The organism is Williamsia sp. Y844 (assembly GCF_056786475.1).
This window is the reverse complement of the sequence record NZ_JBXCJB010000001.1, coordinates 1,955,512-1,981,940: the sequence shown is the minus strand read 5'-3', so window position 1 is coordinate 1,981,940 and position 26,429 is coordinate 1,955,512. Positions and strand designations below refer to the sequence as shown.

26 protein-coding genes, 2 tRNA genes and 1 pseudogene are annotated in these 26,429 nt (G+C 63.2%); 11 read left to right on the top strand and 18 right to left on the bottom strand.

Annotated features, from left to right (window positions below; genetic code table 11):
* Positions 1-42 precede the first annotated feature (42 nt).
* A complete protein-coding gene (locus tag AC1TQG_RS08915) occupies positions 43-870 on the bottom strand; it encodes a TauD/TfdA dioxygenase family protein (protein WP_482136560.1) in 828 nt (275 codons plus the stop codon).
* A 181-nt stretch (positions 871-1,051) separates the two neighbouring features.
* On the opposite strand from AC1TQG_RS08915, the gene AC1TQG_RS08910 reads away from it, so the two are divergent.
* The 5 genes from AC1TQG_RS08910 to AC1TQG_RS08890 all read left to right on the top strand — a co-directional run bounded on the left by AC1TQG_RS08910 (position 1,052) and on the right by AC1TQG_RS08890 (position 5,064).
* Entirely contained in the window at positions 1,052-1,807 is a 756-nt protein-coding gene (locus AC1TQG_RS08910; protein ID WP_482136559.1) for a maleate cis-trans isomerase family protein, read from the top strand.
* A 40-nt stretch (positions 1,808-1,847) separates the two neighbouring features.
* A complete protein-coding gene (locus AC1TQG_RS08905) occupies positions 1,848-3,842 on the top strand; it encodes an FAD-dependent oxidoreductase (protein ID WP_482136558.1) in 1,995 nt (664 codons plus the stop codon).
* A 242-nt stretch (positions 3,843-4,084) separates the two neighbouring features.
* Positions 4,085-4,486, top strand: a complete 402-nt coding sequence (locus AC1TQG_RS08900; RefSeq protein WP_482136557.1) for an MmcQ/YjbR family DNA-binding protein — start codon at positions 4,085-4,087, stop codon at positions 4,484-4,486.
* Entirely contained in the window at positions 4,479-4,703 is a 225-nt protein-coding gene (locus tag AC1TQG_RS08895) for an MmcQ/YjbR family DNA-binding protein (protein WP_482136556.1), read from the top strand. Before AC1TQG_RS08900 ends, AC1TQG_RS08895 begins: the two co-directional genes overlap by 8 nt.
* Positions 4,615-5,064: a zinc-binding dehydrogenase gene (locus tag AC1TQG_RS08890; protein ID WP_482136555.1), complete on the top strand. Its 450-nt coding sequence runs from the start codon at positions 4,615-4,617 to the stop codon at positions 5,062-5,064. The genes AC1TQG_RS08895 and AC1TQG_RS08890 overlap by 89 nt, the downstream gene beginning before the upstream one ends.
* A gap of 74 nt (positions 5,065-5,138) precedes the next feature.
* Here AC1TQG_RS08890 and AC1TQG_RS08885 read toward each other — a convergent pair.
* The 3 genes and pseudogenes from AC1TQG_RS08885 to AC1TQG_RS08875 all read right to left on the bottom strand — a co-directional run.
* A pseudogene (locus AC1TQG_RS08885) lies at positions 5,139-5,243 on the bottom strand (ABC transporter ATP-binding protein); the annotation flags it as partial.
* Positions 5,244-5,611: 368 nt separating this feature from the next.
* Complete coding sequence (locus AC1TQG_RS08880) at positions 5,612-6,202, bottom strand: hypothetical protein (RefSeq protein WP_482136554.1); 591 nt, start codon at positions 6,200-6,202, stop codon at positions 5,612-5,614.
* A 487-nt stretch (positions 6,203-6,689) separates the two neighbouring features.
* Positions 6,690-7,553 carry a helix-turn-helix transcriptional regulator gene (locus tag AC1TQG_RS08875; protein ID WP_482136553.1) on the bottom strand — a complete coding sequence of 288 codons (864 nt, stop codon included), beginning with the start codon at positions 7,551-7,553 and terminating at the stop codon, positions 6,690-6,692.
* A gap of 149 nt (positions 7,554-7,702) precedes the next feature.
* Here AC1TQG_RS08875 and AC1TQG_RS08870 point away from each other — a divergent pair, with 149 nt between their 5' ends.
* Positions 7,703-8,482, top strand: a complete 780-nt coding sequence (locus AC1TQG_RS08870; protein WP_482136552.1) for an NAD(P)H-dependent oxidoreductase — start codon at positions 7,703-7,705, stop codon at positions 8,480-8,482.
* A gap of 100 nt (positions 8,483-8,582) precedes the next feature.
* Here the strand turns inward: AC1TQG_RS08870 and AC1TQG_RS08865 are convergent, their stop codons facing one another.
* A complete protein-coding gene (locus AC1TQG_RS08865) occupies positions 8,583-9,086 on the bottom strand; it encodes an oligopeptide/dipeptide ABC transporter ATP-binding protein (protein ID WP_482137300.1) in 504 nt (167 codons plus the stop codon).
* A 216-nt stretch (positions 9,087-9,302) separates the two neighbouring features.
* Here AC1TQG_RS08865 and AC1TQG_RS08860 point away from each other — a divergent pair, with 216 nt between their 5' ends.
* Complete coding sequence (locus AC1TQG_RS08860) at positions 9,303-9,650, top strand: hypothetical protein (protein ID WP_482136551.1); 348 nt, start codon at positions 9,303-9,305, stop codon at positions 9,648-9,650.
* Between the two features lie 31 nt (positions 9,651-9,681).
* On the opposite strand, the gene AC1TQG_RS08855 is transcribed toward AC1TQG_RS08860, so the two are convergent.
* Entirely contained in the window at positions 9,682-10,323 is a 642-nt protein-coding gene (locus AC1TQG_RS08855) for an aminodeoxychorismate/anthranilate synthase component II (RefSeq protein ID WP_482137299.1), read from the bottom strand.
* 145 nt (positions 10,324-10,468) lie between these two features.
* Between AC1TQG_RS08855 and crgA the strand changes: the two genes are divergently transcribed.
* Positions 10,469-10,759, top strand: a complete 291-nt coding sequence (crgA, locus tag AC1TQG_RS08850; RefSeq protein WP_482136550.1) for a cell division protein CrgA — start codon at positions 10,469-10,471, stop codon at positions 10,757-10,759.
* Positions 10,760-10,920: 161 nt separating this feature from the next.
* Positions 10,921-11,382 (top strand): PH domain-containing protein, encoded by a 462-nt coding sequence (locus AC1TQG_RS08845; RefSeq protein WP_482136549.1) that lies wholly within the window; start codon positions 10,921-10,923, stop codon positions 11,380-11,382.
* A 17-nt stretch (positions 11,383-11,399) separates the two neighbouring features.
* Here AC1TQG_RS08845 and AC1TQG_RS08840 read toward each other — a convergent pair whose 3' ends face one another.
* Together AC1TQG_RS08840 and AC1TQG_RS08835 are read right to left on the bottom strand one after the other, a co-directional pair.
* The gene (locus tag AC1TQG_RS08840; RefSeq protein WP_482136548.1) at positions 11,400-12,239 is read right to left on the bottom strand and encodes a rhomboid family intramembrane serine protease; all 840 of its coding nucleotides are present in this window, start codon (positions 12,237-12,239) and stop codon (positions 11,400-11,402) included.
* A 54-nt stretch (positions 12,240-12,293) separates the two neighbouring features.
* Positions 12,294-12,830, bottom strand: coding sequence for a peptidylprolyl isomerase (locus AC1TQG_RS08835; protein WP_482136547.1), 537 nt, complete (start codon positions 12,828-12,830; stop codon positions 12,294-12,296).
* 104 nt (positions 12,831-12,934) lie between these two features.
* Here AC1TQG_RS08835 and AC1TQG_RS08830 point away from each other — a divergent pair, with 104 nt between their 5' ends.
* Both AC1TQG_RS08830 and AC1TQG_RS08825 read left to right on the top strand, forming a co-directional pair.
* The gene (locus AC1TQG_RS08830; RefSeq protein ID WP_482136546.1) at positions 12,935-13,564 is read left to right on the top strand and encodes a hypothetical protein; all 630 of its coding nucleotides are present in this window, start codon (positions 12,935-12,937) and stop codon (positions 13,562-13,564) included.
* Between the two features lie 28 nt (positions 13,565-13,592).
* Positions 13,593-14,318, top strand: coding sequence for a DUF4190 domain-containing protein (locus AC1TQG_RS08825; protein ID WP_482136545.1), 726 nt, complete (start codon positions 13,593-13,595; stop codon positions 14,316-14,318).
* Positions 14,319-14,415: 97 nt separating this feature from the next.
* Here AC1TQG_RS08825 and AC1TQG_RS08820 read toward each other — a convergent pair whose 3' ends face one another.
* From AC1TQG_RS08820 to dnaN, 10 genes are all read right to left on the bottom strand, one after another.
* Positions 14,416-15,342, bottom strand: a complete 927-nt coding sequence (locus AC1TQG_RS08820) for an LLM class F420-dependent oxidoreductase (protein WP_482136544.1) — start codon at positions 15,340-15,342, stop codon at positions 14,416-14,418.
* Positions 15,343-15,570: 228 nt separating this feature from the next.
* Positions 15,571-15,643, bottom strand: a tRNA-Ala gene (locus AC1TQG_RS08815).
* Between the two features lie 169 nt (positions 15,644-15,812).
* A tRNA-Ile gene (locus AC1TQG_RS08810) sits at positions 15,813-15,886 on the bottom strand.
* Between the two features lie 67 nt (positions 15,887-15,953).
* Positions 15,954-17,027 (bottom strand): DUF3566 domain-containing protein, encoded by a 1,074-nt coding sequence (locus AC1TQG_RS08805; protein WP_482136543.1) that lies wholly within the window; start codon positions 17,025-17,027, stop codon positions 15,954-15,956.
* 75 nt (positions 17,028-17,102) lie between these two features.
* Positions 17,103-19,613: a DNA gyrase subunit A gene (gyrA, locus tag AC1TQG_RS08800; protein ID WP_482136542.1), complete on the bottom strand. Its 2,511-nt coding sequence runs from the start codon at positions 19,611-19,613 to the stop codon at positions 17,103-17,105.
* A gap of 47 nt (positions 19,614-19,660) precedes the next feature.
* On the bottom strand, positions 19,661-21,697 hold the full coding sequence (gene gyrB / locus AC1TQG_RS08795) for a DNA topoisomerase (ATP-hydrolyzing) subunit B (RefSeq protein WP_482137298.1): 2,037 nt from the start codon (positions 21,695-21,697) through the stop codon (positions 19,661-19,663).
* Between the two features lie 404 nt (positions 21,698-22,101).
* A complete protein-coding gene (locus tag AC1TQG_RS08790) occupies positions 22,102-22,698 on the bottom strand; it encodes a DUF721 family protein (RefSeq protein WP_482136541.1) in 597 nt (198 codons plus the stop codon).
* Positions 22,695-23,870 (bottom strand): DNA replication/repair protein RecF, encoded by a 1,176-nt coding sequence (gene recF, locus AC1TQG_RS08785; RefSeq protein ID WP_482136540.1) that lies wholly within the window; start codon positions 23,868-23,870, stop codon positions 22,695-22,697. Before recF ends, AC1TQG_RS08790 begins: the two co-directional genes overlap by 4 nt.
* A 20-nt stretch (positions 23,871-23,890) precedes the next feature.
* Entirely contained in the window at positions 23,891-24,784 is an 894-nt protein-coding gene (gene gnd, locus AC1TQG_RS08780) for a phosphogluconate dehydrogenase (NAD(+)-dependent, decarboxylating) (protein ID WP_482136539.1), read from the bottom strand.
* A gap of 158 nt (positions 24,785-24,942) precedes the next feature.
* Positions 24,943-26,112 carry a DNA polymerase III subunit beta gene (gene dnaN / locus AC1TQG_RS08775; protein WP_482136538.1) on the bottom strand — a complete coding sequence of 390 codons (1,170 nt, stop codon included), beginning with the start codon at positions 26,110-26,112 and terminating at the stop codon, positions 24,943-24,945.
* Positions 26,113-26,429: the final 317 nt, after the last annotated feature.

The following is a 26,429-nucleotide window of genomic DNA, read 5'->3' as shown; positions in this document are numbered from 1 at the left end:
GTTCCTCTGGTATGTCGTGACCTCTGGGGATGCCGTGGCTGCTCAGGTGATCGGCTCGGTTCCCGCGAGGGTGGTGCGATGCATCCGACGCGCCTCCGTCCGGTCGAAGGGACAGGCTCGGTGCAGCAGACCGAGGTTGTCCCACAGGACCATGTCGCCCACCTGCCACTCGTGCCGCAACACCCGATCCGGCGAGGTGGCGCGTTTCTCCAGATCGGCCAACAGCGCGCGGCCCTCATCGAAATCCATCCCCACGACGTGAGAGGCGCTGTGCCCGAAGACCAGAGACCGTCGCCCGGACCGGTGTTCCCACACCAGTGGATGTTCACGTTCAGGCCACGTCGCCCAGTCCTCGAGCTGTTCCGGTGTCGGGTCCGGGTAGCTGCGCCGCTGTATCGCCTCGAACGTATGCAATACCCGCAGGCCCGCATATCGTTCCTTCTCGTCTTCGGTCAGGACGTCGTAGGCCGCATATGTGCTGCTGAACTCCGTCTCGCCGCCGTCGCTCGCGAGCACGTGCGCCGTCAGGGCCACAGCTTTCGCTGGCGTCTCGTCCATTGAACCGTCGAAATGCCAATGGTCGTTGCTCGAGAAGTAACGCACATTCGGATTCGACGGCTCGAAACTGATCTCCATCACGTCCGGATTCGGATAAGCCGGAAATTGCACCACATCACCGAGTTTTCGGCAGAACTCAACCTGCACCTCGTCGTCGATGGGCAGACCTCGTAGCAGCAGAACGCCATGTTCTTCCAGCGCGGACATGCACGCCGCGGGCAATTCGGCGTCGTTGCGCAAGCGGTCGACATCGACGTCGACCAGCTCGGCCCCTACGACATCGGTCAGTTTGCGGGTGGTGAGTGTGGCCATCTCGCTCTCCTTTTCATCATTGCGGCAGCAAATCCGCCGGTCATGATTGGATGTGTATGCAATGTAGGTCTTCCTCTTAACTATTTCAATCCTTGCTAGGATTGCGACTGAGCGTGTATGCAATAAGGGCACCGATTGCCTTTCGGCAACTCAGGGCCCTACCACTCGAGGGAGATCGCTCATGGCCGATGCGTTGGGTTGGCGACTGAAATTGGGAGTCGTCACGCCCTCGGTGAATACCGTCGTTCAGCCCGAATACGACGACATGCGGCCTCCAGGTGTCACCAACCACATCGGGCGCATTCACATCCCTGACCGGATCACCAGCAACGACAACGATTTCGAACTCTTGGTACGCGACATCGATCGCGGTCTCGACGACGCCGTCGAGCGGGTCCTGACCTGCGAGCCGGACTGCATCGTCCTCGGCGTCTCGATCGAGGCGGTGTACGGCGACCCCAAAGCGGGCGACGGTATCCAGCAACGACTTCGAGCAAAGTTCGGCGAAGAACTGCGGCTCGTCCATGCCGGCGACGCGATACCGGCCGCGCTGCGTGCGCTCGGCGTGAGTGAAGGGCCGATCGCACTGCTCACCCCGTACCAACCTGTCTCCGAGGGACATCTGCGGACCTTCGTCGAGAACTGCGGCTACCAGCTGCACGACGCCATCCACCTGCGCGCCCCCAGCGCAGTGCAGATCGCGCACACCACAAGGGAAACCGTGCAGGAGGGATTCGACCGCCTCGCGCAGACCCGGCCTCGTGCCATCGTCCAGTTCGGGGCCAACATGTGTGCCGGAGCAATCGCGGCCGACGCCGAACAGCGTCTCGGCCTCCCGGTGATCGCGGTCAATACCGCCACCTACTGGCATGCCCTGCGCACCAACGGAATCCCCGACCAGATCGAGGGCTTCGGACAGCTGCTGGCGCAACACTGACCGCACGTTCATCACCGATGGCCAGGTATTGGAGCCACACATGCCCCACGAATACCCCACATTGTTCTCACCGATCGCCCTCGGGCCGCGCACCGCCCGCAACCGGGTCTGGATGACGGCACATGCCACGGAGTTCTCCACCGACGGCACGTTCGCCGACGCCAGCGCGGACTACTACGCCGAACGTGCTCGCGGGGGCGTCGCCGTGATCACCATGGAGGCCATGGCAGTTCATCCGACCAGCCAGCCGCGCCGCGGTGTAATACTCGCGTACAAAGCGGCGGTGGTCGACAGTTACCGCACCGTGGCGCAGGCCGTCCATCCACACGGGACTTTGCTGCTGGCACAACTGTGGCATCGGGGAAGGCAGACCGACGGGATCATCAGCCGTCTGCCGACCTGGGCACCGAGCGCTGTGCCCGACACCATCTACCGCGAGATCCCCCACGAGATGACGCTGCCCGAGATCGACGAACTGGTGGCGCACTACGTGCGGGCCGCCGAGTACGCGATCGAGGGCGGGGTCGACGGTATCGAGGTCCACGGTTTGGCCCACGGTTACCTGCTCGGTCAATTCCTCTCTCCGGCAACCAATCATCGCACCGACGACTACGGTGGTTCGTTCGAGAATCGGATGCGCATCGTGCGTCGGATCGTCGACGAGGTCCGGCAGGCCGTCCCCACCGGCCGCATCCTGGGAATCCGGCTCAACAGTAGTGACGGAGATTCCGCCGCCGCTCTGACCAACGCCGACTGGGTCCAGATCGCCGTCGAAATCGAACGCTGGGGCGCCGTCGACTACATCTCCACCAGTCAGGGCACCTATCTGGACCGGATGCAGATCTATGGAACGTCGGCTGCCCGGCCCGCCGGATACGAGGTCGCCGACACCGCCGCGATCACCCGGGCGGTCTCGGTGCCCGTGGTCGCGGTCGGCCGCATCACCACCCCGGAGATGGCCGAAGACGTACTCGTAACGGGCAGAGCCCAATTCGTCGGCATGGCGCGTCAGCTCATCGCCGATCCGAGCTGGCCGGAGAAGGCCCAGCGGGGGCGATCCGACACCATTCGGCCCTGCATCGGATCGAACTGGTGCGTCGCCTCGTTCGCACGAGGCCCACTCGCCTGCATACACAATCCGAAGGTCGGCCGCGAACGCATATTCGCCCTCGACGACGTCAGATCTCGTCGGCCACGCACCGTCGCGGTCGTCGGCGGTGGACCAGCGGGACTGCGTGCGGCTCTGACGGCATCCGAACTCGGCCACGAGGTGACGCTCTTCGAGAAGGAATCCACACTCGGCGGGCAGGTCGGACTGATCGCAATGGCCGACTCGTACGGCGAGTGGTCGGGCGTTACCGACTGGCTGACAACACAGCTCGCGGGCAGCAACGTCAAGATCGCGCTCGGACACCGGGCGAGCGTAGACGATCTCATCGGGCACTACGACGCGGCGGTGATCGCGACCGGATCCACACCGATCCGGCACGGCTGGACATCGCGGCATCCCGACCGCTGGGTGACCGCCTCGGCGCTACCCGGCTCCGACCAGTGGAACGTCTATACCCCTGCGGAGATCCTCACCGGCCGCACCGAAATACCTCACCGGGTCCTGATCGTCGACGACACCGGTGACCGGCAGGCATTTGTCACCGCCGAGTATCTTCTCAGTCGACGCCATCCGGTACACATCGTCTCGCAATACCCCCAGCTCGGACACGCCTTCGCGGATGCTCACGACCTTCCGTTCGCATTCGGTCAACTACGCAGGGCGGGAATGACATTCACTTCCGGAACCGAGGTGACCGCGATCGACGGTGACACTGTCATGCTGAAAGATGTGTACACACACGAGACTTCGGTCCTCACCGAGATCGACGCCATCGTGCTGGTTCTCGGCAACACCGCCGACGATGCACTGGCCCGTGAGCTCAACGGCAGTGGTGTCGATGTCCAGGTGGTCGGAGATGCACTGGCGCCGCGGCGAATCTTCAACGCCATCTGGGAAGGCGAGCAGGCCGCCCGAAAGCTCTGAGCCCTTGCCGGGGCCGCTGCCGAAACAGTGAGCCTGTCAGCAACGAACATCCGCCGGCGCTGCGCCCGCCCGGGCCCCTCGGACATGATGCGAACGAACTCGCTCGGGCACGCGATACACCCAATACGTCGTGGACCGTGGGCACGGGCCGTAACGTGGGAGTACATCGAGAGAGCGGCGAGCGGGAGCCTGGCCCCGTCATTGCTCCGGCTGTGCCCGTGTTGCTGAGGGGGTTTGCGACCATGGACGGGAAAACCCTGCAGAACACAGCCCAAAGGTGTGCTGAGAGCCTCCCGGCAACTACGCTGGACCCCTTCGAACCCGGCTGGAAGGCCGCCAAGGTTCACGAAAAATGGTTCATGCTGATGACCGAGGTTCCGCAGGATTCCCACATGCGGGACCTGGCCGGCCAGCCGGTCGTGATCGTCAAGTCCGACCCGAGCGACGCCGCAGCCCTTCGTGGGGCATATGCGGACATCACTGCCGGTTACCACATGAACAAGCAGCACTGGATCACGCTGGCTCCCGGCGACTCCATCGACACGAATCTGGTCGAGGAACTGGTGACCGAATCCTACAGACTCGTGGTTGACACGCTGCCCAAATCTCGCCGGCCCATCGACCCGAAGACGGTCGGTGACTGACTGCGGGCGTCCCTTCGTCGGCAAGCTGGACGTCTACCAGGTTGCGGGACAGGTCATCCTGATCGTCACCGACGATCCGGACGAACGGATCGTCGCCGTCAAGTCAGAGCAGGTGCGAGCTCTGCAACGTGGGTACGAGTCGATCGTTCCCGGTCGCTACCTCAACGAATCACATTGGATCTCTATCGGAATCCACGCCGCGGGATGCGGCATTTGAAGGAAGAAGTCATGCGAGCAGTTGTGCTCAGAGAACCCGGCAACATCGACAAGCTCCTCCCCTCCACACCGTCCACAACCGAGGCACTGTCTGCTTCACCGGAGCACTGTCGGACCACTGGACGATCCAGGCCTTCAACCCGCTCGCTCAGATCCCGACCGGCGTGCGTCTCACCGCCTATGCCGGCGAGGCCTCGGACCTTCCCGCCGACGTACTCCACCAGCAACTAGAGGCCATCACCGAGGGCCGAATCAAGGTCGCGATCGCGCACGTTTACCACGGTCTCGAACAGGTCGGCGAAGCGCAGGCCGGCTTGGAGACAGGAAGAATGCCAGGCAAGCCAGTCGTCGTCCTCGACTGACCGCAGTAGCGAGAGCTCCCACCCGGCCATACCGATGGCCGCTTCCGTCGCTGGGTCATCCGGACTCCCCTCGCGAAGTGCCCGGGCCGAATCTCCCGGATCTCCGGTTCTTCGACGGCACAACGCTCTTGCGCCGATGGGCACCGCGTTCGGAAGCGACAGCCGCTGGGCGGGTTCATCAGATCTCACACGCTGGAACACGCGTAATATCCGAACCTTGCGGTATTCCTTGACCTGGTCAGCCGCTCACCATCAGCGGAAGGTCAAGGTTTCGAAACCGGCCTCGAATCCCCACGTGCAGAGATCGCTGCGCAGTCGAGTCGGGTACATCGTTTTCGGATGTAGGGCACCTACCCAACTGCTCTTGTAGACGGCCGCCACGAATACGTACTGATCTAGCTGGATCGAGGATCCCGCAAAGATCGTTCCATCAATGAACACGGGCGCGGCAAGCAAGTGGTGCGCATTGACTGCGGTGATCCCATTTGTCTTGCGCAGGTGCAGTATCCGAAAGCTGCGGTAGCCCTCAAATCGAATGTGGCGGTGGCTATCGAGTCGGCTGCGGGTGTGATGGTGGGGGTGTGCCATCGAGGTTGTCCTGGATGGCTGTGACCGCGGCTGCCAATGGCGGTGAGGCGGGGTCGAGTGCTTGTTGTTCGGTGATGGCGACGTCGCCGTAGACGGGGATGACGGTATACCAGCCTTCAGACTGCGACGTCCGTGTGGCAAATAGGTACCACTGGCCTATTTTGAGCGGTTGGTCGCCGCCCAAAGACATATAGACGCCGTCCCTCGTTCCGCCTTGTTGGTTGACGGTCACGGTGGCAGGTATGTCGCCCTTCAGTTGGATGCCGGTGGTGACGGTGTACTGGGTTTCGGGGAAGCTGTCCCGAGTCTTAGAACCTGCGATGGATGCGACCTGTCCGCTAAAGACGTGGGTCGAGGCGGCCATGAGGTTGCGTACGTCGCTGACATCTGTAGTGGCGTCGAAGGGTGAAGTCAGGGTTGTTGTCGCGGGCTCGGTAGCTGCGATGCCCTCGTTGACGGTTGTTTCTCCGCACCCAGATAGAGCGATTGCCGCGCATAGCGCAGCCACAGAGACCGCGGCGGCACTCGTGACTGGATCGGTTTTCTTCATCGATCTCGCCAGCGCGACGTTGGCGGCGCGTTCGATCTTTGCCGGCCGTTTGCCGAATCGCGATCAGATGCCGTCATGGAACCACCGTCTCACACCGGCGTCACCGAAAGGAGTACCTTTTCGCGCCCCTATCGATGCCCAAACGGCTACACCGTCTCGGTTGAGATATCGTGGTTCCTTCGCCAGAATCGTTCTACTGCAATGAATCTTATACGTCTCGCGCAGGTGCGCAGTATACGAAACCTGCGGTCGACCGGTCACAGAATCAGCATCCGCCAGGGCGTGGGTCTGAGAGCTTGCGGTCTACGTACTCGAGGTTCTGGGAACGGCCACAGGTGTGGGCCGCGCGAACGGATCAAAGAGCGTGCCACGGCCCTCAATGGTGGGATCGTGGCATTGGACGCGGGCGATGCCCGGAAATTCATGCACCGTCGGCAGACGTTTGGTGGCTATTCGACCTTGAGCGGGCAACCCTGCCCCCAGACTCCTAATCGTCGGCGGGTGTTGTCGCGCACAATGACTGGACACCGCGGTCCCTCACGGTCGCGGATGTTCCCAGGCTTTCGAGTAGACGCAGTCCGTCTGCGGTGGGGCTCTCGGGGGTGGCAGTGAGCACGATCAGTTCCATACCGGGCTGGTCGGGTAGCGCGAAGTTCTCTTGATGAAGTTCCAGTAGTCCCACGAGCGGGTGCTGGTATGCCTTGCGTCCGTGTGTGCGGGCGCGTACGTCTGCGCGGGACCAGAGACTGCGGAATCGTTCACTACCGATCGCGAGTTCACCGATGAGCGAAGCCAATCGTGGGTCATCTGGGTATGTTCCGGCGGCCAGGCGCAGATGCCCGACGACGTCGAGGGTGCACGTGTCCCAGTCAGCATAGAGGCCACGTTCGGCTTCGGCGAGGAAGATGTGGCGGGCGGTGTTCAGACCCGGTATCGGTGTCCCGTAGAGGAGGCGGGCGAGCTTGTTTGCGGCGAGCACGTCGAGGCGGTGATTCATGATCAGCGCGGGTGCACTGGCGGCCAGATCGAGAACGCTGAGCAGTTCCGGTCGGAGCTGTCCGTTCGGTGTCTTGGCGGGCCGTCGACGTTGCCGGGCGAGGCGGTGCAGGTGTCCACGTTCGGTGTCGTCGAGTTCGAGGACGCGGGCGAGTGCGTCAAGGACCTGCTCGGAGGGCTGGGTCGCGCGACCCTGCTCCAAGCGTACGTAGTAGTCGACGCTGACTCCGGATAGGTGTGCGACCTCTTCGCGGCGCAGACCTTCGACCCGACGGCGACTGTCGGAGGGAATGCCGACGGCAGCCGGGTCGACCCGGGAACGCCGGGTCCGCAGGAAGCCCGCAAGATCGTCCATGCCCTCAGTATGGACTCGGTTTGGCCGAGGTAGTGCGGGTGAAGGTGGTCCTGCCGATACCAGGAAGTCCCATCCGTTGGTAACAGCGCCCCTGAATGTCCGGCGCCGCGGCACCCAGAATCGAAAGCACCCGACACGAAGGAGTTTCCATGAAGACACTGATCATTTACGCCCACCCGGAGCCCACGTCGCTCAACAGCTCACTCAAGGACCTTGCGGTCTCGACGTTGGAGAGCGCTGGACACGAGGTGCGGGTCAGCGACCTGTACGCGATGAACTGGAAAGCTGTCGTCGACGCCGAGGACTTCGGCCCCCACGCCTCGAGCCCGCTGCAGGTCGCCCGGAACTCGGGTGGGGCTTTCGACGCCGGGACGCTCACACCGGATGTTCTTGCGGAGCAAGAGAAGTTGCTGTGGGCCGATACGATCATCTTCCAGTTCCCGCTGTGGTGGTACACGATGCCCGCGATTCTCAAAGGCTGGGTAGATCGGGTATTCAGCTTCCACTTCGCATACGGCGTCGGCGAACACAGTGACACCAAATACGGCGAACGATTCGGTGAAGGCACTCTCGCAGGCAAGAGAGCATTACTGTCGGTGACCACCGGCGGACCGGAGTCGCATTACACCCCGCGCGGAATCAACGGTCCGATCGAGGACCTGCTGTTCCCGTTCCAGCACGGCATCCTCTATTACCCGGGGATCGAGGTGCTGCCACCGTTCGTGCTGTACGGCACGGACAGGATGAGCGACGAGGACTACCCGGACGTCGCGAAAGCATTCGAGCAGCGCTTGCTCACCTTGCATTCGACGGAGCCAATCGGGTTCCGGCGGCAGAACTTCGGTGACTACGAGATCCCCTCATTGCAACTGAAGGAGGGACTCGAGCCGGCTGGACGCACCGGGTTCGGGTTGCACGTACGCGGCTGAAAGCTGCTCCCCGCTACCGAAGGTGCTCGGCGCGTGGTGTGGGTGATGACAGAGGCAAGGACAGTAAAGGCTCGCGGTCCCGCGCGTGACGCGCCCTGTTCTAACCGAGCCCCTTGGCCGAGGGGCCGTCGAAGTGCGGGTAATGACAGGCAGCAAAGTGCCCGGGGCGGATCTCCCGGATCTCCGGTTCTTCGACGGCACAACGCTCTTGCGCCGACGGGCACCGCGTTCGGAAGCGACAGCCGCTGGGTGGGTTCATCGGCGAGGGCAGGTCACCTTGCAGCTGCGCCGCGGACACCGGCACGGTCGGGTCGGGTTCGGGCACCGAGTCGATCAGCGCACGGGTGTACGGGTGTACCGGAACAGAGAACAGCTCGTCGGTGGCCGCGACCTCGCACACCTTCCCGAGGTACATCACGACCACGCGGTCGCTGAGATTCTTGATCACCGCCAGATCGTGCGCGATGAACACCAGCGTGAGCTGGTATCGCTCTCTCATCTCCTTCAAGAGATTGATGATCTGAGCCTGCACCAGGACATCGAGAGCCGACACCGGTTCATCGCAGATGACAATCTCAGGATCCAAGACCATGGCACGTGCGATCGAGATGCGCTGGCACTGACCACCGGAGACTCATGCGGGCGACGGTCAGAAGCGGTGTCCGGATCCAGGCCGACCCGTTCGATCATCGCCCTGGTCCGCGCGAGAATCTCCGACTTACCGAGATTGCCCTGGATGCGCAGACCCTCGGCGACGATGTCCTCGACACGTCGCAACGGATTGAGCGAGGAGATCGGATCCTGAAAGATCATCTGCAGCTTGCTGCGCTGTGCTGGTGACGGTTCGGCGCGGCAGCATCGGTGGAGCCGAGGTCCACCGCCCCGACGATATTTCTGCCGCCTACCATCTCGAGAAGCGTGGGCAGAAGCCCGCACCCGGCACGGCGAGTACCCCTCTGAACACGCAGCGGAAGGCGCTGTTCACGCCCACCGCCGCCTCGTCGAGGAGATCGCGGCCGGACGGGCCGACGAGGCCGAACGACTGGCCCGAGCCCACCTGGCAGCGACCCAGGCATTTGTACTCGAACGCTTCGGCGATCAGATCGTCAACGCGTCGGCAGCGATGTCGCGCCAGGCAATCCACTCCAGCCGACGCTCGCGGATGTGACGTCACGCCAACCGACTGACGCGGGCGGTCCTCAGCCCAGCGCTGCGGCGACCTGTGCCTCGAGGGTGTTGACCTGACCATCGGGCACGGCCATGCCACAGACCGTCAGCCAGTTGGCAAGCATCCGATGGCCACCTTCGGTGAGCACGCTCTCCGGGTGGAACTGCACGCCATGGATCGGTAGTTCGCGGTGGCGCATCGCCATCACGATCCCGGTATCGGTCTGGGCGGTGACGACCAACTCGTCGGGGATTGTCTTCGGCAACACCGTCAGTGAGTGATATCTGGTGGCGGTGAACGGGTTGGGCAGACCGGCCAGGACACCCTCGTTGTTGTGGGTCACCAACGAGGTCTTGCCGTGCAGGAGCTCCGGTGCCCGATCGACGGTTGCACCGAACGCGGCGCCGATGGCCTGGTGGCCAAGACAGACCCCGAGCAACGGGGTACCGGCAGCGGCGGCGGCACCCACCAGTGACATGGTCGCTCCGGCTCGCTGCGGTGTTCCCGGTCCAGGCGAGAGCAGCACACCATCGAATTGCGCCACCGCGGCCGCCTGATCGGCCAGCCGCTCGTCGTCGTTGCGCCAGACCTGGGCATGGACTCCGAGTTGTCCGAGATATTGGACAAGGTTGTAGACGAAGCTGTCGTAGTTGTCGACGACCAGGATCTGCACAGGGGGACCAGGGTTCACGTCGACAGGCTACCTGGGTCGATGCCGCGAGCTCACCCCACTTTCCGGGGAGCCGCAGAACTCCGGCACCCGGCGACGGGTGCGTTAGGTTATAGGGAAACGTTTGTACCCGCGAACCGAGGAAGTCATGCCCAAGTCAAAGGTCCGCAAGAAGACCGATTACACGATCAACCCTGCCAGCCGCACACCGGTGAAAGTGAAGGCCGGCCCCTCCGGCGCCGTCTTCGTTTCGGTGATGCTCGGCCTGATGCTGCTGGGCCTGGCCTGGCTCATGGTGTTCTACCTGGTCGCCACGCCCGAGTCCCTCGGCGCTCCCGGCAAGATCCTCAACTGGATGTACGAGCTCGGCTCCTGGAACTTCCTCATCGGATTCGGGTTCATGGTTGCCGGTCTCGTGATGACGATGAAGTGGCGTTGAACTGCACCTTCAATGATTCACAGGCTGTGGAACACCATGTGTGTAATTCATCCCCAGTGTGGATAACCCCTGTGGAGTGAAGTGGCGGTGAACAGCACTTTCATTCATCCACAGCTGTGGAACAACATGTGTGTAATTCATCCTCAATGTGGATAAGGCCTGTGGATAACTCTGTAAACGCACGTTTGGAATGGGCGACACCAGCACCGATGGGTGCACTGATGGTGGTCGGTGGGCTCGCCCTGGGTGGCGCCGGACTTTTCTCCGGCACCGACCCTGCGGGCATGGCACTGATGCTCATCGCCGCGCTGCTGCTCCTGCTGCTCGGCGGGCAGAGTTTGTGGATCCGTCCGAAGCTGGCCGTAGAAGGCCGCGAACTACACGTCCGCACGCTTTTCCGGGGGACGTGTAGTTATTCGTTCGACGACGTGCGCCGGGCACAGGTGCTCACGTACCCGCGGTTCGGCCGCCGGGTACCGCATCTGGAACTTGATCTGGACGATGAGCAGGCCCACGAGGGGGAACGTCTGGTCATCTACGGGCGCTGGGATCTGGGCACCAACCCACTCGATGTGGCCGATGCGCTGCGCGCGGCCGGACTACCGGTGGAAGAGCGCAAATAGCGGGTTCGGTGAACCCGTCAGAACGTCAGCGTCTGGGCCTTCACGATTCCGACGACCAGCGCCACCACGATCAGTAGGCCCATCGCCAGGAATCCCACCGCCGTTGCATTGCGGGGATTGCGTGATCGGGTGGGCAGCAGCTCCGGTCCGTAGACGATTCCTGCGGCCGCCGCGGCGCCGAATGCCAGGCCGCCGAAGTGGGCCCAGATCGAGATGTTCGGGATCGTGAACGAGAGCACCACGTTCAGGGCGATGATGCCCAACAGACCGGTGGCCGGGATCTTGGCCTTCAGCACCACGACCAGCGTGGCACCCATCAAACCGAAGATCGCTCCCGAGGCACCGGCATTGATGGCCAGCGAGTCACCGAACAGCATCACCGCGGCGCTGCCACCGAGCAACGAGGTCAGGTAGATCCCGACGAAACGTGCGGTACCAAGGGTCAACTCGACGTCGCGACCCAGGATGTACAGAGAAAACATGTTGATCCCGACGTGGATCAGCGAGAAATGCAAGAAGCCGGCGGTGAGCAACCGCCAGTATTCGCCCGAAGCCATGAACGGCCCCCAGAGCGCGCCATCGGCGAACAGCTGCGACGACGCCGCGACGTCGGTGATGCTCTTCGCCTGGGCGGCGACGATCAAGAACAGGGCGATGTTGATCGCCATCAAGGTGTAGGTGGCCCAGGCGACCTTGGCACCGATGGTGCGGGCCCGGGGAACCTGACGACCGGAAGCCCGGACGCAGTCGACACAGTGTTGGCCGACTGCGGCCGGGGTCAGACAATCGGAGCAGGCCGGACGCCCGCACCGGCTACACGCCAGTCCCGTCGGCCGATCGGGATGCCGAACACACACCTGGGTAGGTGGAGACGGCGATTGAGAAGCCGGCGGCTGGTATGTCACAACAGGTCAGGAAATCGTGACCCGCTCGATGACAACGTCCTCAAGCGGACGGTCCCGACGGTCGGTGGCGACACTGCCGATCGCGTCGACGACCTTCTTCGACTCGTCGTCCTCGACGACACCGAAGATGGTGTGCTTGCGGTTCAGGTGCGGGGTGGGTCCGAGGGTGATGAAGAACTGCGAACCGTTCGTGCCCGGTCCGGCGTTCGCCATCGCCAGCAGGTACGGCTGGCTGAAGGTGAGCTCCGGGTGGAACTCGTCTTCGAACTGGTAGCCGGGGCCACCCGTGCCGGTTCCGGTGGGGTCACCACCCTGGAGCATGAAGCCGGAGATGATCCGATGGAAGACGGCGCCGTCGTAGAACGGTCCACTGTCGCCACCCGAGGCGTTTGCCGTCGAGTAGTCCTTGGAGCCGTCTGCCAGGCCGGTGAAGTTCGCAACGGTCTTGGGTGCGTGGTTACCGAACAGGGCGATCTTGATGTCACCTTTATTGGTGTGCAGGGTCGCGGTTGCGGTTTTCAATGCTGTGGTCACGCCCACCATGGTGCCACTTCGGCTGTGATGCCCCGGACACAACCGCCCAGATCGCATCACCGGTGGCACTAGTGTGGAGTCGATCCAGCTGGTTCTACCCGAGGAGTTTTTTCATGAGCACACTCGAATCTGATCTGAAAGCAGTGCGAGACAAGGCGGTCGCGTTGTCCTCGAGTCAGCGCCTGCGTCTCGGTACCAACCAGAGCCTGGCAGGTCTGACGAATGTGACCCGGGGATCGCTCGGATTGGGTGGCATCGGTATCCGCAAGACGTTCAACTCTGCTGCCCTCGCCACCCGCACCACCGGCGCAGCTGCCTGGTCCGGTGCCAAAAAACTTGGAGCCCAGGCATATTCGAAGGAAGCCGAACTCGCTGCGGACGCCCGCCGACTGACCGACGAATACCGTCACCGCGCCGCTGACACCTTCCCCGTGCAGATCACCAATCCGACCGTGGTGTCCGGCCTGCAACGCACCGGCCTGGCCGACGCACTGCCGGAGCAGGTGGCAACGATCAAGCCTTCGCGACGACGGCTGAAGATTGCGCTCATCACCGCCGGTGCCCTGGCAGCGGGTGCGGCCGTGTTCGCGATTTCCCGTCGCCGCCGTCCGGCACCGCCCTCGGTGGCCGCCGCTCCCCCGCGCCTGACCGATGTCCCGGTGGTCGACGACGTCGAACCGGTCTCCGCACCGTCATCGCCGTCATCTTCGTCGCCGTCATCGAACGGCCAGACGGAAAGCTGACACCGGGCAGACGGGTACCGTGTGATTCGTGAGTGTTGAGAACGGGGACCCAACCCGGCGGCGCAATGCGCCGGTGCCCGCATGGGAGCAGCGAGGACCTACGGGTGCGCCACCTCCCGGCTATCGGCAGCCCCCGCGTCAAGGCGCGGGTCCTGCCCCGCAGGGTGGACGCCCGGGTCCGCCGCCGGTCAATCAGCCGCCGCCGAACCGCGTCCCACCGCCCATGCCGGGATCCGGCCCGCCACCGGGTGCGCCCTACCGGCCGGCCCCCGGCAGGCCGGGACCGGGGCAATCCGGCCCCCAGCAGCCCCCACCGTGGCAATCAACGTCATCCCCGGCCCCGCTGAGCGGTCCCGCCGCAGGCATCGGTTCGCCCGCGGCCGGGCCCGGCAACGCATATTCACAGACCCACGACCCGGCGGATCGTCGCAGTGAGAACTACGACGACTACTCCGCCGCCTATCTCGCCGACCCCGTCGAGGATCACGAAACCGGAGCACAGATGACACCCGCACCCACATCGCGGGCAAACAGGACCAACCGCACCTCGATCGCGGCGTTGGTCTTGTCGGTGATCGGCGTGACGTTCATCGCCGGGATCATCTGCGGCCACATCGCGCGTGCACAGATCCGCCGCAGCGGAGAACAGGGCAGCTCGTTCGCCATCGCCGCGCTCTGGGTCGGCTATCTCTACCTGGCGGCCTCCGTGCTGGTGCTGGGCGGCTACCTCTACATCGTCGGCACCGGCAGCTGACGCACCTCTTCACAATCGGTTCCACTTTCCGCGATCCGCTCCACCTGCAGTGCGCTGCAAGTGGAGCGGATCGTTGTATGTGGAGCGCATCTTCGGGTCAGAGCTGAGGCATGACCTTGTCGGCGATGTAGTCGATGTGAGCCAGATCTGCCATGTCGAGCACCTGCAGATAGATCCTCGATGCGCCGACCTGCGCGTAGGTCCCGATCTTGTCGACGATCTCCGCCGGGGATCCGGCGAGGCCGTTGGCCTTGAGTTCGTCGACGTCCCGGCCGATCTTTGCCGCCCGTCGAGTCACCTCCGCGTCGTCGGCGCCCGCACACACGACCAGTGCGGCGGAATACACCAGGTCGTCGGGTGAGCGGCCCCGGTCGGTGCAGGCCTGCCGGACGCGACCGAACGTCTCCTGTGCCGTCTGCGCCGAGACAAACGGGACGTTGAACTCACTGGCGTACTGCGCGGCCAACGCCGGCGTCCGCTTCTTGCCCTGGCCACCGAGCAGGATCGGCGGTGTCGGACTCTGAACGGGCTTCGGCAGTCCCGGTGAATCGGTCACTGAGTACTGCTCACCGGTATACGAGAACGTCTGCCCCACCGGTGTCGTCCATAGGCCGGTGATGATCGCCAGCGACTCCTCCAGGCGGTCGAACCGCTTACCGAGCGACGGGAAAGGGATGGCGTACGCATTGTGCTCGGCCTCGAACCAGCCGGCGCCGTAACCGAAGTCCACACGGCCACCCGACATCTCGTCGACCTGCGCGACCGTGATCGCCAGCGGGCCCGGATACCGGAAGGTCGCCGAGGTGACCAACGTGCCGAGGCGAATCGTGGAGGTCTCCCGCGCGATGCCGGCGAGTGTGGTCCAGGCATCCGTCGGTCCGGGCAGCCCCTCGGCGTTCATCGCGAGGTAGTGGTCGGAGCGGAAGAACGCCCCGTACCCCGCTGCCTCTGCGGTCTGGGCCACCGCCAGTTGATCGCTGTAGGTGGCACCCTGCTGTGGTTCGACGAAGACACGTAATTCCATGCCCCTCACTCTTGTCGGAGCGGCCCGCGGACACCAACTCGGACCTGAGGCCGTGCGCGACTTCTCGCGGCCTCAGAACGGCGCTCAGGACGTGTGCGGCACCGAATCGGTCATGTTTCCCGTGAAACAATTGCATCTATGTAATTCGCATTCCGGTTGGATTTGCGAAATACCTACCGACACAAAAATGACCACCTCCCCGGATTCGGGAAGGTGGTCATTTTTCTGTGGAGCCTAGGAGATTCGAACTCCTGACATCTGCCTTGCAAAGGCAGCGCTCTACCAACTGAGCTAAGGCCCCGGCGCCAGTTCTCACTGACTTTCGGGCAACCCGTGCCAAATCTCCATCTTGCGACGAGACTCGGCGAGCAGGCTCGCGACTACGAGTGCCAGTGCCGCGGCGGTGATCAAAACGAACTTCATCACGTCCCTTTCGGGTTTTCGTCCGCGGTGTGGACTCATGGTCACAGTGGGCCTAGGAGGACTTGAACCTCCGACCTCTTCGTTATCAGCGAAGCGCTCTAACCGCCTGAGCTATAGGCCCTTGAACCGAAATCAGAGATTACCCGACGTCGGCCCCACACAACAAAACGGCTGGTCAAAGACCCTGTTTAGTCGCGATCCGCGAGAGTGACCTCAAGCCCGCCGACAAGATCGGATGACAGGTTGTAGATGAACGAACCAACCGTCGCCAACGCTGTGAACAACACCACGTTCACGGCTCCGACCAACGCTGCGATTCCGAACACACCGCCGGCACTGATCTCGAACGACGACTCCGTCTCGGTGTCGCTCGACACCAGGGTTCCGAAGGAGTTGTTGATCTGATCCCAGACGCCCATACCGTCGAGGATGAGATACAACACACCGATCGCGATCATCCAGACGAAGAACGACGCCACCGACAGCACTGCCGACACCTTGAAGGCAGACCACGGGTCGATCCGACGCAGCTGTACCGACGCACGCAGGGCAGCGCCCACAGGACTGTGCGCCGGGACCGCTGAGATCGGCTGTATCGGCGCAGGAGCGGCCTCGGGATGGTGAATGGCATCGAGGTCCGGGAGATCCTCCTGAGCGAGATCCCGGCGATCGATGTTCCGAGTCGGGCCATCGAGCAGTTTCGGCGCCGCGGTACCGGTGATCACCGGACGTTTGACGGTCTGCGGACCACCGGGTTGCCCGGGTGCGCCTGAACCCGAGGACGGACGCCCCGGAGGCGGTCCGGCCGGACCCCGACCCTGCGTCGGGACACCGGGAGGCTGCTGCCCGGCAGCGCCCGGAGGCGGCTGGTTGCCTGCCGGAGGCAGCGGCTTGCCGGGACCACCCGCCGGACCCTGCGGAGGTTGCTGACCCGGACCGGGAGCACCGACCCCGCCCCGCTGCCACGGCGGAACCCCACCCGGACCGGTAGCTGTCGGACGACCCTGTACCGGTCCCGATGGTGGCGGTGTCACCGGATGTGCCTTCGTCTCATCGCCGCCGGTCTGCGCCTTGGCAGGGCCCGTCTCGGGGTCCCGCGGCGGCTGATCCTGCACCGAGACGGCAGGCCTCACCCCGTTGGTCCCGGGAACAGGCGCTTGCGCGCTCGCTCCGTTCGACGAAGCCGGCTTTTGCACTGGCCCAGGGGTCCCGGCCGAGTCGCCTTCGGTGTTGGGTTCCGTGGGCTCATTGGGTGTGCTCATGCGTTCCTTTGCCTTCGGCGTCGTCTCGCGGAGCACCTCGCCTGCTCCGACCGTTCAGTGCTGCTGGTCTCCTGGCTACTTCTTGCCAGCAGGCCCGCTCTGCTCCTCCACCAGTTCATCCGGCTCGTCAGCGTTACGGGCAATAGCCAAGAGCGTAGTTCCTTCGTCGAGGTTCATCAGGCGGACGCCCTTGGTTTGGCGTCCCGCCTTGCGAACCTGGCGGGCCGCGGTGCGGATCACACCGCCACCCGACGTGATGGCGTAGAGCTCGCTGTCGTCATCGACGATCAGTGCGCCGACCAAGGCACCACGCCGCTTGTCGTACTGGATCGTCAACACACCCTTGCCGCCACGACCCTGCACCGGATAGTCGTCCATCGCGGTGCGCTTCGCGTAGCCACCGGACGTAGCCACCAGCAGATAGGTGCCCTCTCGGACCACGTTCAACGACAACAACTGGTCATCGTCGTTGAAACGCATCCCCTGGACACCCGAGGTCTGCCTGCCCATCGGCCGCAACGCGTCATCGGTTGCGGAGAACCGGATGGATTGGCCCTTGGTCGACACCAGCAGTAGGTCGTCCTCGGCACTGCACAACTGCGCACCGACGAGTTCGTCTTCGCCACGCAGGTTGATCGCGAAGATGCCGCCGGAGCGGTTCGAATCGAAATCGACCAGACGTGACTTCTTGACCAGTCCACCGAGAGTGGCCAGTACCAGGTACGGGGCATCCTCATAACTCTTGATCTGGATGACCTGGGCGATGCGCTCTTCGGGCTGGAAGGCCAGAAGGTTGGCGACATGCTGTCCGCGGGCGGTGCGGTTGGCCTCGGGCAGTTCGTATGCCTTGGCGCGGTAGACCCGACCCTTGGTGGTGAAGAACAGGATCCAGTCGTGCGTGGAGCACACGAAGAAGTGCCGGACGATGTCGTCCTGCTTCAGCCCTGCGCCCTGCACGCCCTTGCCGCCGCGCTTCTGGCTGCGGTACAGGTCGGTTTTGGTGCGCTTGGCGTAGCCGGTCTCGGTGATCGTGACCACGACGTCTTCACGGGCGATCAGATCCTCGTCCGAGACATCACCGTCTGCGGCAATGATTTTCGTCCGGCGTTCGTCGGCGAACTTTTCGACGATCTCGGCCAATTCGTCACGCACGATGGCGCGCTGACGCTCTGGCCTGGCCAGGATGTCCTGGTAGTCGGCGATTTCGACTTCGATCTCCGCCAACTCATCGACGATCTTCTGTCGCTCCAGGGCGGCGAGGCGCCGCAACTGCATCGCCAGGATCGCGTCGGCCTGGATCTCGTCGACATCGAGCAGGTCGATCAATCCGGTACGGGCCAGATCAACCGTCTGCGAACGACGGATGAGTGCGATCACTTCATCAAGTGCGTCAAGGGCTTTGACCAGACCACGCAGGATATGGGCGCGCTCTTCGGCCTTGCGCAGCCGATACCTGGTCCGCCGTACGATGACCTCGATCTGGTGGGCCACGTACAGCCGGATCATCCTGTCCAACCGCAGGGTTCGCGGTACACCGTCGACGATCGACAGCATGTTCACGCCGAAGCTGGTCTGCAGCTGACTGTGCTTGTAGAGGTTGTTCAGAACAACCTTGGCCACCGCGTCGCGACGCAGCGTGACCACGATGCGCATACCCACACGATCAGAAGACTCGTCATCAATCTTGCTGATGCCCTTGAGTTTTCCTTCGTTCACCTGCTCGGCGATCGACAGGATCATGTTGTCCGGGTTGACCTGGTACGGCAGCTCGGTGATGACAAGGGTGGTCGCGCCCTTGTTCTCTTCGATCTCCACGACACCGCGCATCTTCACACTGCCGCGACCGGTGGTGTACGCATCCCGGATGCCCTGACCACCAACGATGAGTCCGTAGGTGGGAAAGTCCGGTCCCTTGATGGCTTCCATGCACGCGGCGAGGGTGGTTTCCTCGTCGGCTTCGTAGTTGTCCAGGGCCCAGAAGATGGCATTGGCGACTTCACCGAGGTTGTGCGGCGGGATGTTGGTCGCCATACCGACCGCGATACCACTCGAGCCGTTGATCAGCAGGTTCGGGATACGCGACGGCAATACCGTCGGTTCCTGTGTCTTGCCGTCGTAGTTCGGGATGAAATCGACTGTCTCCTCGGTGATGTCACGCAACATCTCCATGGCAAGCGGGGTCAGCCGGGCTTCGGTGTAACGCATGGCGGCCGCGCCATCGTTGCCACGCGAACCGAAGTTGCCCTGGCCGTCGACCAGCGGGTACCGCATCGACCACGGCTGGGCCAGGCGGACCAGGGCGTCGTAGATCGCGGTATCACCGTGGGGGTGGTAGTTACCCATCGTCTCGGCGACCGGCTTGGCCGACTTGACGTAGCTGCGGTCCGGGCGGAAACCGGCGTCGTTCATCGCGTAGAGCAACCGGCGATGCACGGGCTTGAGACCGTCGCGGACCTCGGGCAGGGCGCGGCCCACGATCACGCTCATCGCGTAATCGATGTAGCTGCGCTGCATCTCCTGCTGGATGTCTACCGGTTCGATGCGGTCGCCTTCGCCCCTGTCGGGCGGCAAGGTGGTGTCGGTCATCGTTTCGCTTTCGTTGTATCAGGCTGATGGGTGAGTGACGACGCCGGTCAGACGTCCAGGAAGCGAACGTCTTTCGCGTTGCGCGCGATGAAGCTGCGGCGCGCGACCACGTCCTCACCCATCAACACACTGAACAGCTCATCGGCGGCAGCGGCATCATCAAGCGTCACTTGACGGAGAACTCGGACCGCGGGATCCATGGTCGTTTCCCACAGTTCCTTGGCATTCATCTCGCCCAGACCTTTGTAGCGCTGGATGCCGTCTTCCTTGTTGATCTTCTTGCCGGCCTCGGCGCCCGCCTTCAACAGACCGTCACGTTCCCGGTCGGAATAGGCGAACTCCGGTGCGGCGCCCTTCTGCCACTTGAGCTTGTACAGCGGCGGTTGGGCCAGATAGACGTGGCCGTGCTCGACCAGCGGGCGCATGAAACGGAACAGCAGGGTCATCAGCAGCGTCGAGATGTGTTGTCCGTCAACGTCGGCGTCGGCCATCAGCACGATTTTGTGGTACCGCAGTTTGGCAATGTCGAACTCGTCGTGGATACCGGTGCCGAACGCGGTGATGATCGACTGGACCTCGGTGTTCTTGAGAACCCGGTCGATCCGCGCCTTCTCGACGTTGATGATCTTTCCGCGCAGCGGCAGAATCGCCTGGTACATCGAGTCGCGACCGGATTTGGCGCTACCACCGGCCGAGTCGCCCTCCACGATGTAGACCTCACACTTGCTGGGATCCTTGCTGCGGCAATCGGCGAGCTTGCCCGGCAGACCGCCGATATCGGTGGCGCTCTTGCGGCGCACCAACTCTCGCGCTTTTCGGGCGGCCAAACGGGCCTGCGCAGAATCGAGCGCCTTCTTGATGATGATCTTGGCCTCGGCGGGATTCGCCTCGAACCAATGCGAGAGGTGTTCGTTGCTCACCTTCTGCACAAAGCTCTTGACCTCGGTGTTACCGAGCTTGGTCTTGGTCTGACCCTCGAACTGGGGTTCGGCGACCTTCACCGAGATGACCGCAGCCAAACCCTCACGGATGTCATCACCGGTGAGCTTGCCGTCTTTCTCTTTCACCAGCTTCTTGTCGAGCGCGTAGCGGTTGACGGTGGTGGTCAGCGCCGCGCGGAAACCCTCTTCGTGCGTACCACCCTCATGGGTGTTGATGGTGTTCGCGAAGGTGTGCACCGATTCGGCGTAACCGTTGTTCCACTGCATGGCCACCTCGAGCTCATGGCCGGTGCCCTTGGCGGTGAAGCCGACGATCGATTGGTGGATCGCCTGCTTGGTCCGGTTCAGATGGGCCACAAAATCTTCCAGGCCACCCGGGTAGTGATAGGTGCGAGTGCGGCGCTTCTTGCTGTGAACTTCGGGCTTACCCTCGGCATCGACCGGAACATCTTCGGCGAGCTCGGTGTTCTCCGCCTCTTCGGCGAGTTCGTCTTCGGACTTGGGTGCCTCGGCGATCTCGACGTCGTCGGCATCACCGACCGCAACCGTGGCCGCACGCTCATCTGTCAGAGTGATGGTCAGGCCCTTGTTGAGGAAGGCCATCTCCTGCAGTCGCCGTGCGATGGTGTCGAAGTTGTAGTCGGTGGTCTCGAAAATCGAGTCATCGGCCCAATACCGCACCAGGGTTCCGGTTTTCTTGGACGGCGAACCCTTGACCAGTGGCTCGGGAACTGCCTTCTTGTAGGTCTGGGACCAGTTGAAGCCGTCACGCGCGATCTCGAGTTCGACCTTGGTCGACAGCGCGTTGACCACCGAGATACCGACACCGTGTAGACCGCCGGAGACAGCGTAGGAGTCGGAGTCGAACTTGCCACCGGCATGGAGCTGGGTCATGACGACCTCGACGGTCGGGACGCCGGTCTTGTGCATCTCGACCGGAATTCCACGGCCGTCGTCAACAACCTGAACGGCGCCATCGGCCCGCAGGGTGACATCGACACGCGTGGCGTATCCGGCCATCGCCTCATCGACAGAGTTGTCGACAACTTCCCAGATCAGATGGTGGAGTCCGCGCTCTCCAGTGGATCCGATATACATACCGGGCCGTTTCCGGACCGCCTCGAGACCCTCGAGGATGCTGATCGAGTCCGCACCGTATTCGCTGTTCCCCTTCTTCTTTGCCGGGGCTTTCTTTGCCGGTTCCGGGGTCTTCGCCGGTTCCGAGGCTGCCGGTTGCTGGGGTTCGGTGCTGTCGGCCACGAGTGCGTCCGCTCCTTACATCGCCAATGATTCACCACGCAGCACGCACCCGGCAGTCACAGATCTCTGCTTGTTCCGGGGGTTCTCCACGCGGCGGTCTGCCCCGGTTCGGGGCAACTCACTACATACTACTGGGTGAGGCGACAAGAGATAGCCCTGCCGCACCCCTCACGTCTCTCCTGGCGGATTTTCTCGACAGAGTCCAAGTCTGACCGACAACTCTGGGGTCCGACGTTCGTTGCGACGGTTTTCTCGCCCATTTGCCGACATCGACCCCGGTGATGGTTCTATCCGTAGGTGTCCCGCGGTCCGCGGCCGCGAACATGGCGCTCACCTTTGCGCCAGGACGGAGCCTGTGGACCGGTGATCCGCAGACTGGTCACCACATTGTCGCCCACCACCGCCGCGATCTTCGCGATGATCTGTGACTGGACCAACCGCAATTGGGTGGCCCAGGCCGTCGATTCAGCGGTGACGTGTAAAACTCGTTCCTGCAATGCTTTTGGCTGCGCATGCGACGCGATCTCTTCGCCGACGATGCGGTCCCAGGACCCGAAAACGGTACCTTCGCTGATCTTGTCGCTCCAGCCGCGACGCCCGGCCAGACCGCCCACGAGTCGGCCGAACGGCTGTGGGTCGTACTGATCCGGACCGGCACCGGTCCAGCCGCGTCGGGTGGGTCGACGTGATCCGGGCTTGCGTGCGGCCGGTGACGCCCGGCCCTGTCCGACCGATTTTCCGGCGGCCTTGGCTGCTGCGCGAGCGTCCTCCAGCGCCTTACGGGCCATGTCGTAGCCAGTCGGCGCCGGGTTTTTATTGCCGGATTCACCGCCCTGCGGCGTGTCGGCACCACCGGAAGGTCGATCCGAATCGCTCTCGCTCATCCCTGTACCACCAACTCTGACGTTCGGACACCTTCGGATTCGACGATGTTGACCGCAACGGTGCGGCCACCGATCTGCGCCGGGATGTCGTCGGCAACCGCAGCGGTGACCAACACCTGCTCGGCACCTTCGGCCACCTCGACCAGCTTCTCACGGCGTTTGGCATCGAGTTCGGCGAACACATCGTCGAGCATGAGGACCGGTTCGACGCCGTCGGCACGGGCCAGTTCCACCGAACCCAGTCGCAGCGACAACGCCATCGACCACGATTCTCCATGGCTGGCGAAGCCCTTCGCCGGTTCGTTGCCCAACATCAGATCGATGTCGTCCCGATGGGGTCCGACCAGACAGACACCTCGTTCGATCTCTTTTTTACGCAGCATCGACAGATCGCTCAGCATCACAGCCTCGATGTACTCGAGGTCGGCCTTCTCCCCCTCCGCCGGGATCACATTCTCCGACACCGATGAACGGTAATGCAGCGATGCCGGCCGAGACTGCGGCGCGATCGTCGAATATGCCTGCCGCACATGCGGTCCCAGTTCAGCAACGAGATCGATTCTGGCCGCGGTGACTTGCGCCCCGTACTCGGCGAGCTGAGCATCCCAGACATCGAGCGTGCTGATCACCGAGTCGGCGTCACCGCCACCCCGACGCAGCGCCGCCGAAGCGGTCTTGAGAAGGGCGGCCCGTTGCCGCAGCACCCGATCGTAATCGGCTTTGGCCGCCGCCCATCGTGGGCCACGAGCAGCGGTGAGTTCGTCGGCGAATCGTCGACGCTCCCCCGGGTCGCCGCGCACCAGCGACAGGTCTTCCGGAGCGAACATCACGGTGCGCAGGATCCCCAGGATGTCCCGCGGACGGCGGCGCGGTGCACCGTTGATCGCGGCCTTGTTGGCCTTGGACGCGACGATCAGCAGATCGACTGTCAGTTCCCGGCCGTCGTTTTCCACGGTCGCGGACAACCTGGCCTGCTCCGCACCAGACCTGATCAACGGCTGATCGGTGCTGACGCGATGCGAGCGCAAGCCCGACAAGTAGTACAGGGCCTCGAGTAGATTGGTCTTGCCGAAGCCGTTTCTTCCGACGAAAAGCGTTGTGCCGGGTGTTAATTCGACTGACACATGCTCCCAGGAACGGAAATCATGCAGCGTCAGATTACGGACATACACCTCGCCCCATCAACTCCCGGTCATGTTGTCGACTTCTGGACCACCGAGTGCCCACCGAATTGTTGACGCAGCGCCGACACCGCCTTGAGTGCAGGCGAACCACCTTCTTGACGAGAGCCGAAGCGGGCGAACAAGGCCGCAGAGATCACGTTGGCCGGGACCGAATGCTTGATCGCTTCCTCGACCGTCCATCGTCCTTCACCGGAATCTGTTGTGTAGTCATGTATTTCGGCCAGTCCAGGATCTTCTTGGAGAGCCTTCACCAGAAGTTCGAGAAGCCACGAGCGGACAACGGTGCCGTTGGTCCAGGCACGGAGGGTTCCGGCGACATCTTCGATGAGTGGCTCGGCTTCGAGGATTTCGTAGCCCTCGCCGTAGGCGTGCATCAGTCCGTATTCGATGCCGTTGTGCACCATCTTGGCGTAATGCCCGGCACCGACCTTGCCTGCGTGGACAAATCCATCGGCACGTTCTCCCGGTGGGCGAAGCGCATCGAAGATGGGCATGGCCCGCTCCACATCTTCGTTCGCGCCACCACACATCAATCCGTAGCCGTTCTCCAAACCCCAGACACCACCGGATACACCACAGTCGATGTACTTGATTCCGTTCGCGGCCAACAGTTCTGCATTGACTGCATCATCGGTGTATTTGGAGTTTCCGCCGTCGATGACCAGATCTCCGGGAGACAAGACATCGGCGAGGTCACGCACGGTCGAGCGGGTTGCTTCACCCGCGGGCACCATCACCCACACGATCCGGGGAGCGGGGAGCGCACCGGCGAGTTCGGTGAGCGAGGCAACGTCCGAGACCTCAGGTCTCGGGTCGTAACCCACCACTTCGATGCCCGCGTCCCGGACCCGGGTGCGCATGAAGCCACCCATCTTTCCCAGTCCCACCAAACCCATCTGCATGGTCGTCCCCATCTTCGTACCGATCACGGTGCTCGCGGACAATCTCGGTCGGGCCGACGCTCATCGTCTGACTCGACTCTGGCGGCGCCTCCCTCATTTAGGATCCGGTCCGGTCAGCTGCGCAGGTTTTTCGCCCGAGCACCGTGTCAGCGGGCGACTCAACCGGGCAGACGAACCGGCATCAACAGGTAGGTGTATTCGCTGCTCGGTGCAGCGTAGGCACCGTTGCCGTCAGGGGACGGCTCGCTGTCGGAGCCCGGACGCAGCACGGCCGGCCGCGACGGGGTGGTGAACCCGAAGTCGACCGTCGACGAGTGCAGCGAACTCAGTCCGTCCAGCAGATATCCCGGATTGAAGGCGATGGTGAGCGGCTCGCCGTAAAACTTCACGTCGACCTGCTCCTCGGCGCGGCCGGCGTCATCGCCACCGGCGGTGAGCAGCACCGAATCCTCACCGAACTCCAAACGCACCTGGGCGCCACGCTCGGCGACAAGGGCCACACGCTTGATGGCCTCGGTCAACGGCGCGATCTCGATGGATGCGACGGAGGTGTGGGTCGCGGGCAGTAGCTGACGGAACTTCGGGAACTCGGCATCGAGGAGACGAGTTGTGGTCCGTCGTCCGGAACCGACGATGCCCAGAAGGCCGTCGGCACCGATGCTGCCACCGGAACCGAAGGCCAACCCGACAGCAGAGCTGCCGTCGGCACCTGCGGTTTTTGCGGCTTCGGACAAGGTCTTGGCCGGGACGAGGACCGCGGAGGTCGTGTCGGCGACCTCAGGGGTCCAGGTGAGCTCACGGACAGCGAGCCGGAACCGGTCGGTCGCCGCCAGGACAACCTTGGTGCCGTCGATCTCGAGTCGGATTCCGGTGAGCATCGGCAACGTGTCGTCGCGGCCGGCTGCGATGGCAACCTGGGTGATGGCCTCGGAAAAGACATCCGCCGGGATCGATCCGGTCTTGTCGGGCACGTCCGGGAGCTGGGGGTAGTCCTCGACAGGCATCGTGGGCAGCGAGAACTTGGCACTACCGCAGACGATCGCAACGCGGGTCCCGTCGAGCTGCACATCGACAGGCTTGGCCGGGAGGGCACGGGTGATGTCGGCCAACAACTTGCCCGAGACCAGGACCTGGCCCTCATCAGCGACTTCTGCGGACACGTTGACCTGCGCAGATACCTCAAAATCAAATCCCGATACGGACAAACCCGCATCGGTCACGGTCAGCAGGACTCCACCGAGCACCGGTACCGGTGGTCGGCTGGGCAGACTGCGCGCAACCCACGCGACCGAATCTGCAAACTCGTCACGAGTCACCCGAAACTTCATAGTCTCCAGCTTGCCCTTCTTGATTGAACTTTCCGATGCGCATCAGGTTGCCTGCGGACGCAGAACATCCGACGAGCGCAGGCGTCAGGGTCTCCACTCTAAGGCGGATCCCAAGTATTCGGTGCCGATGGGGGTGCTCAGGGACATCGATGGATGGTTTGTCGGCAGCGGGTGTGGAGCAGTTTGTGCACAGCACTGCTTTTAAAGAGATTTGTTGATGGATAAATTCGTATTCATAGTAGGCACTGTGAATTTGTGGATAGGTACCAAATTTGCCAGGTGAGGGCGGCTGAGGGGTTGGTAGCGAATTCTTGGTG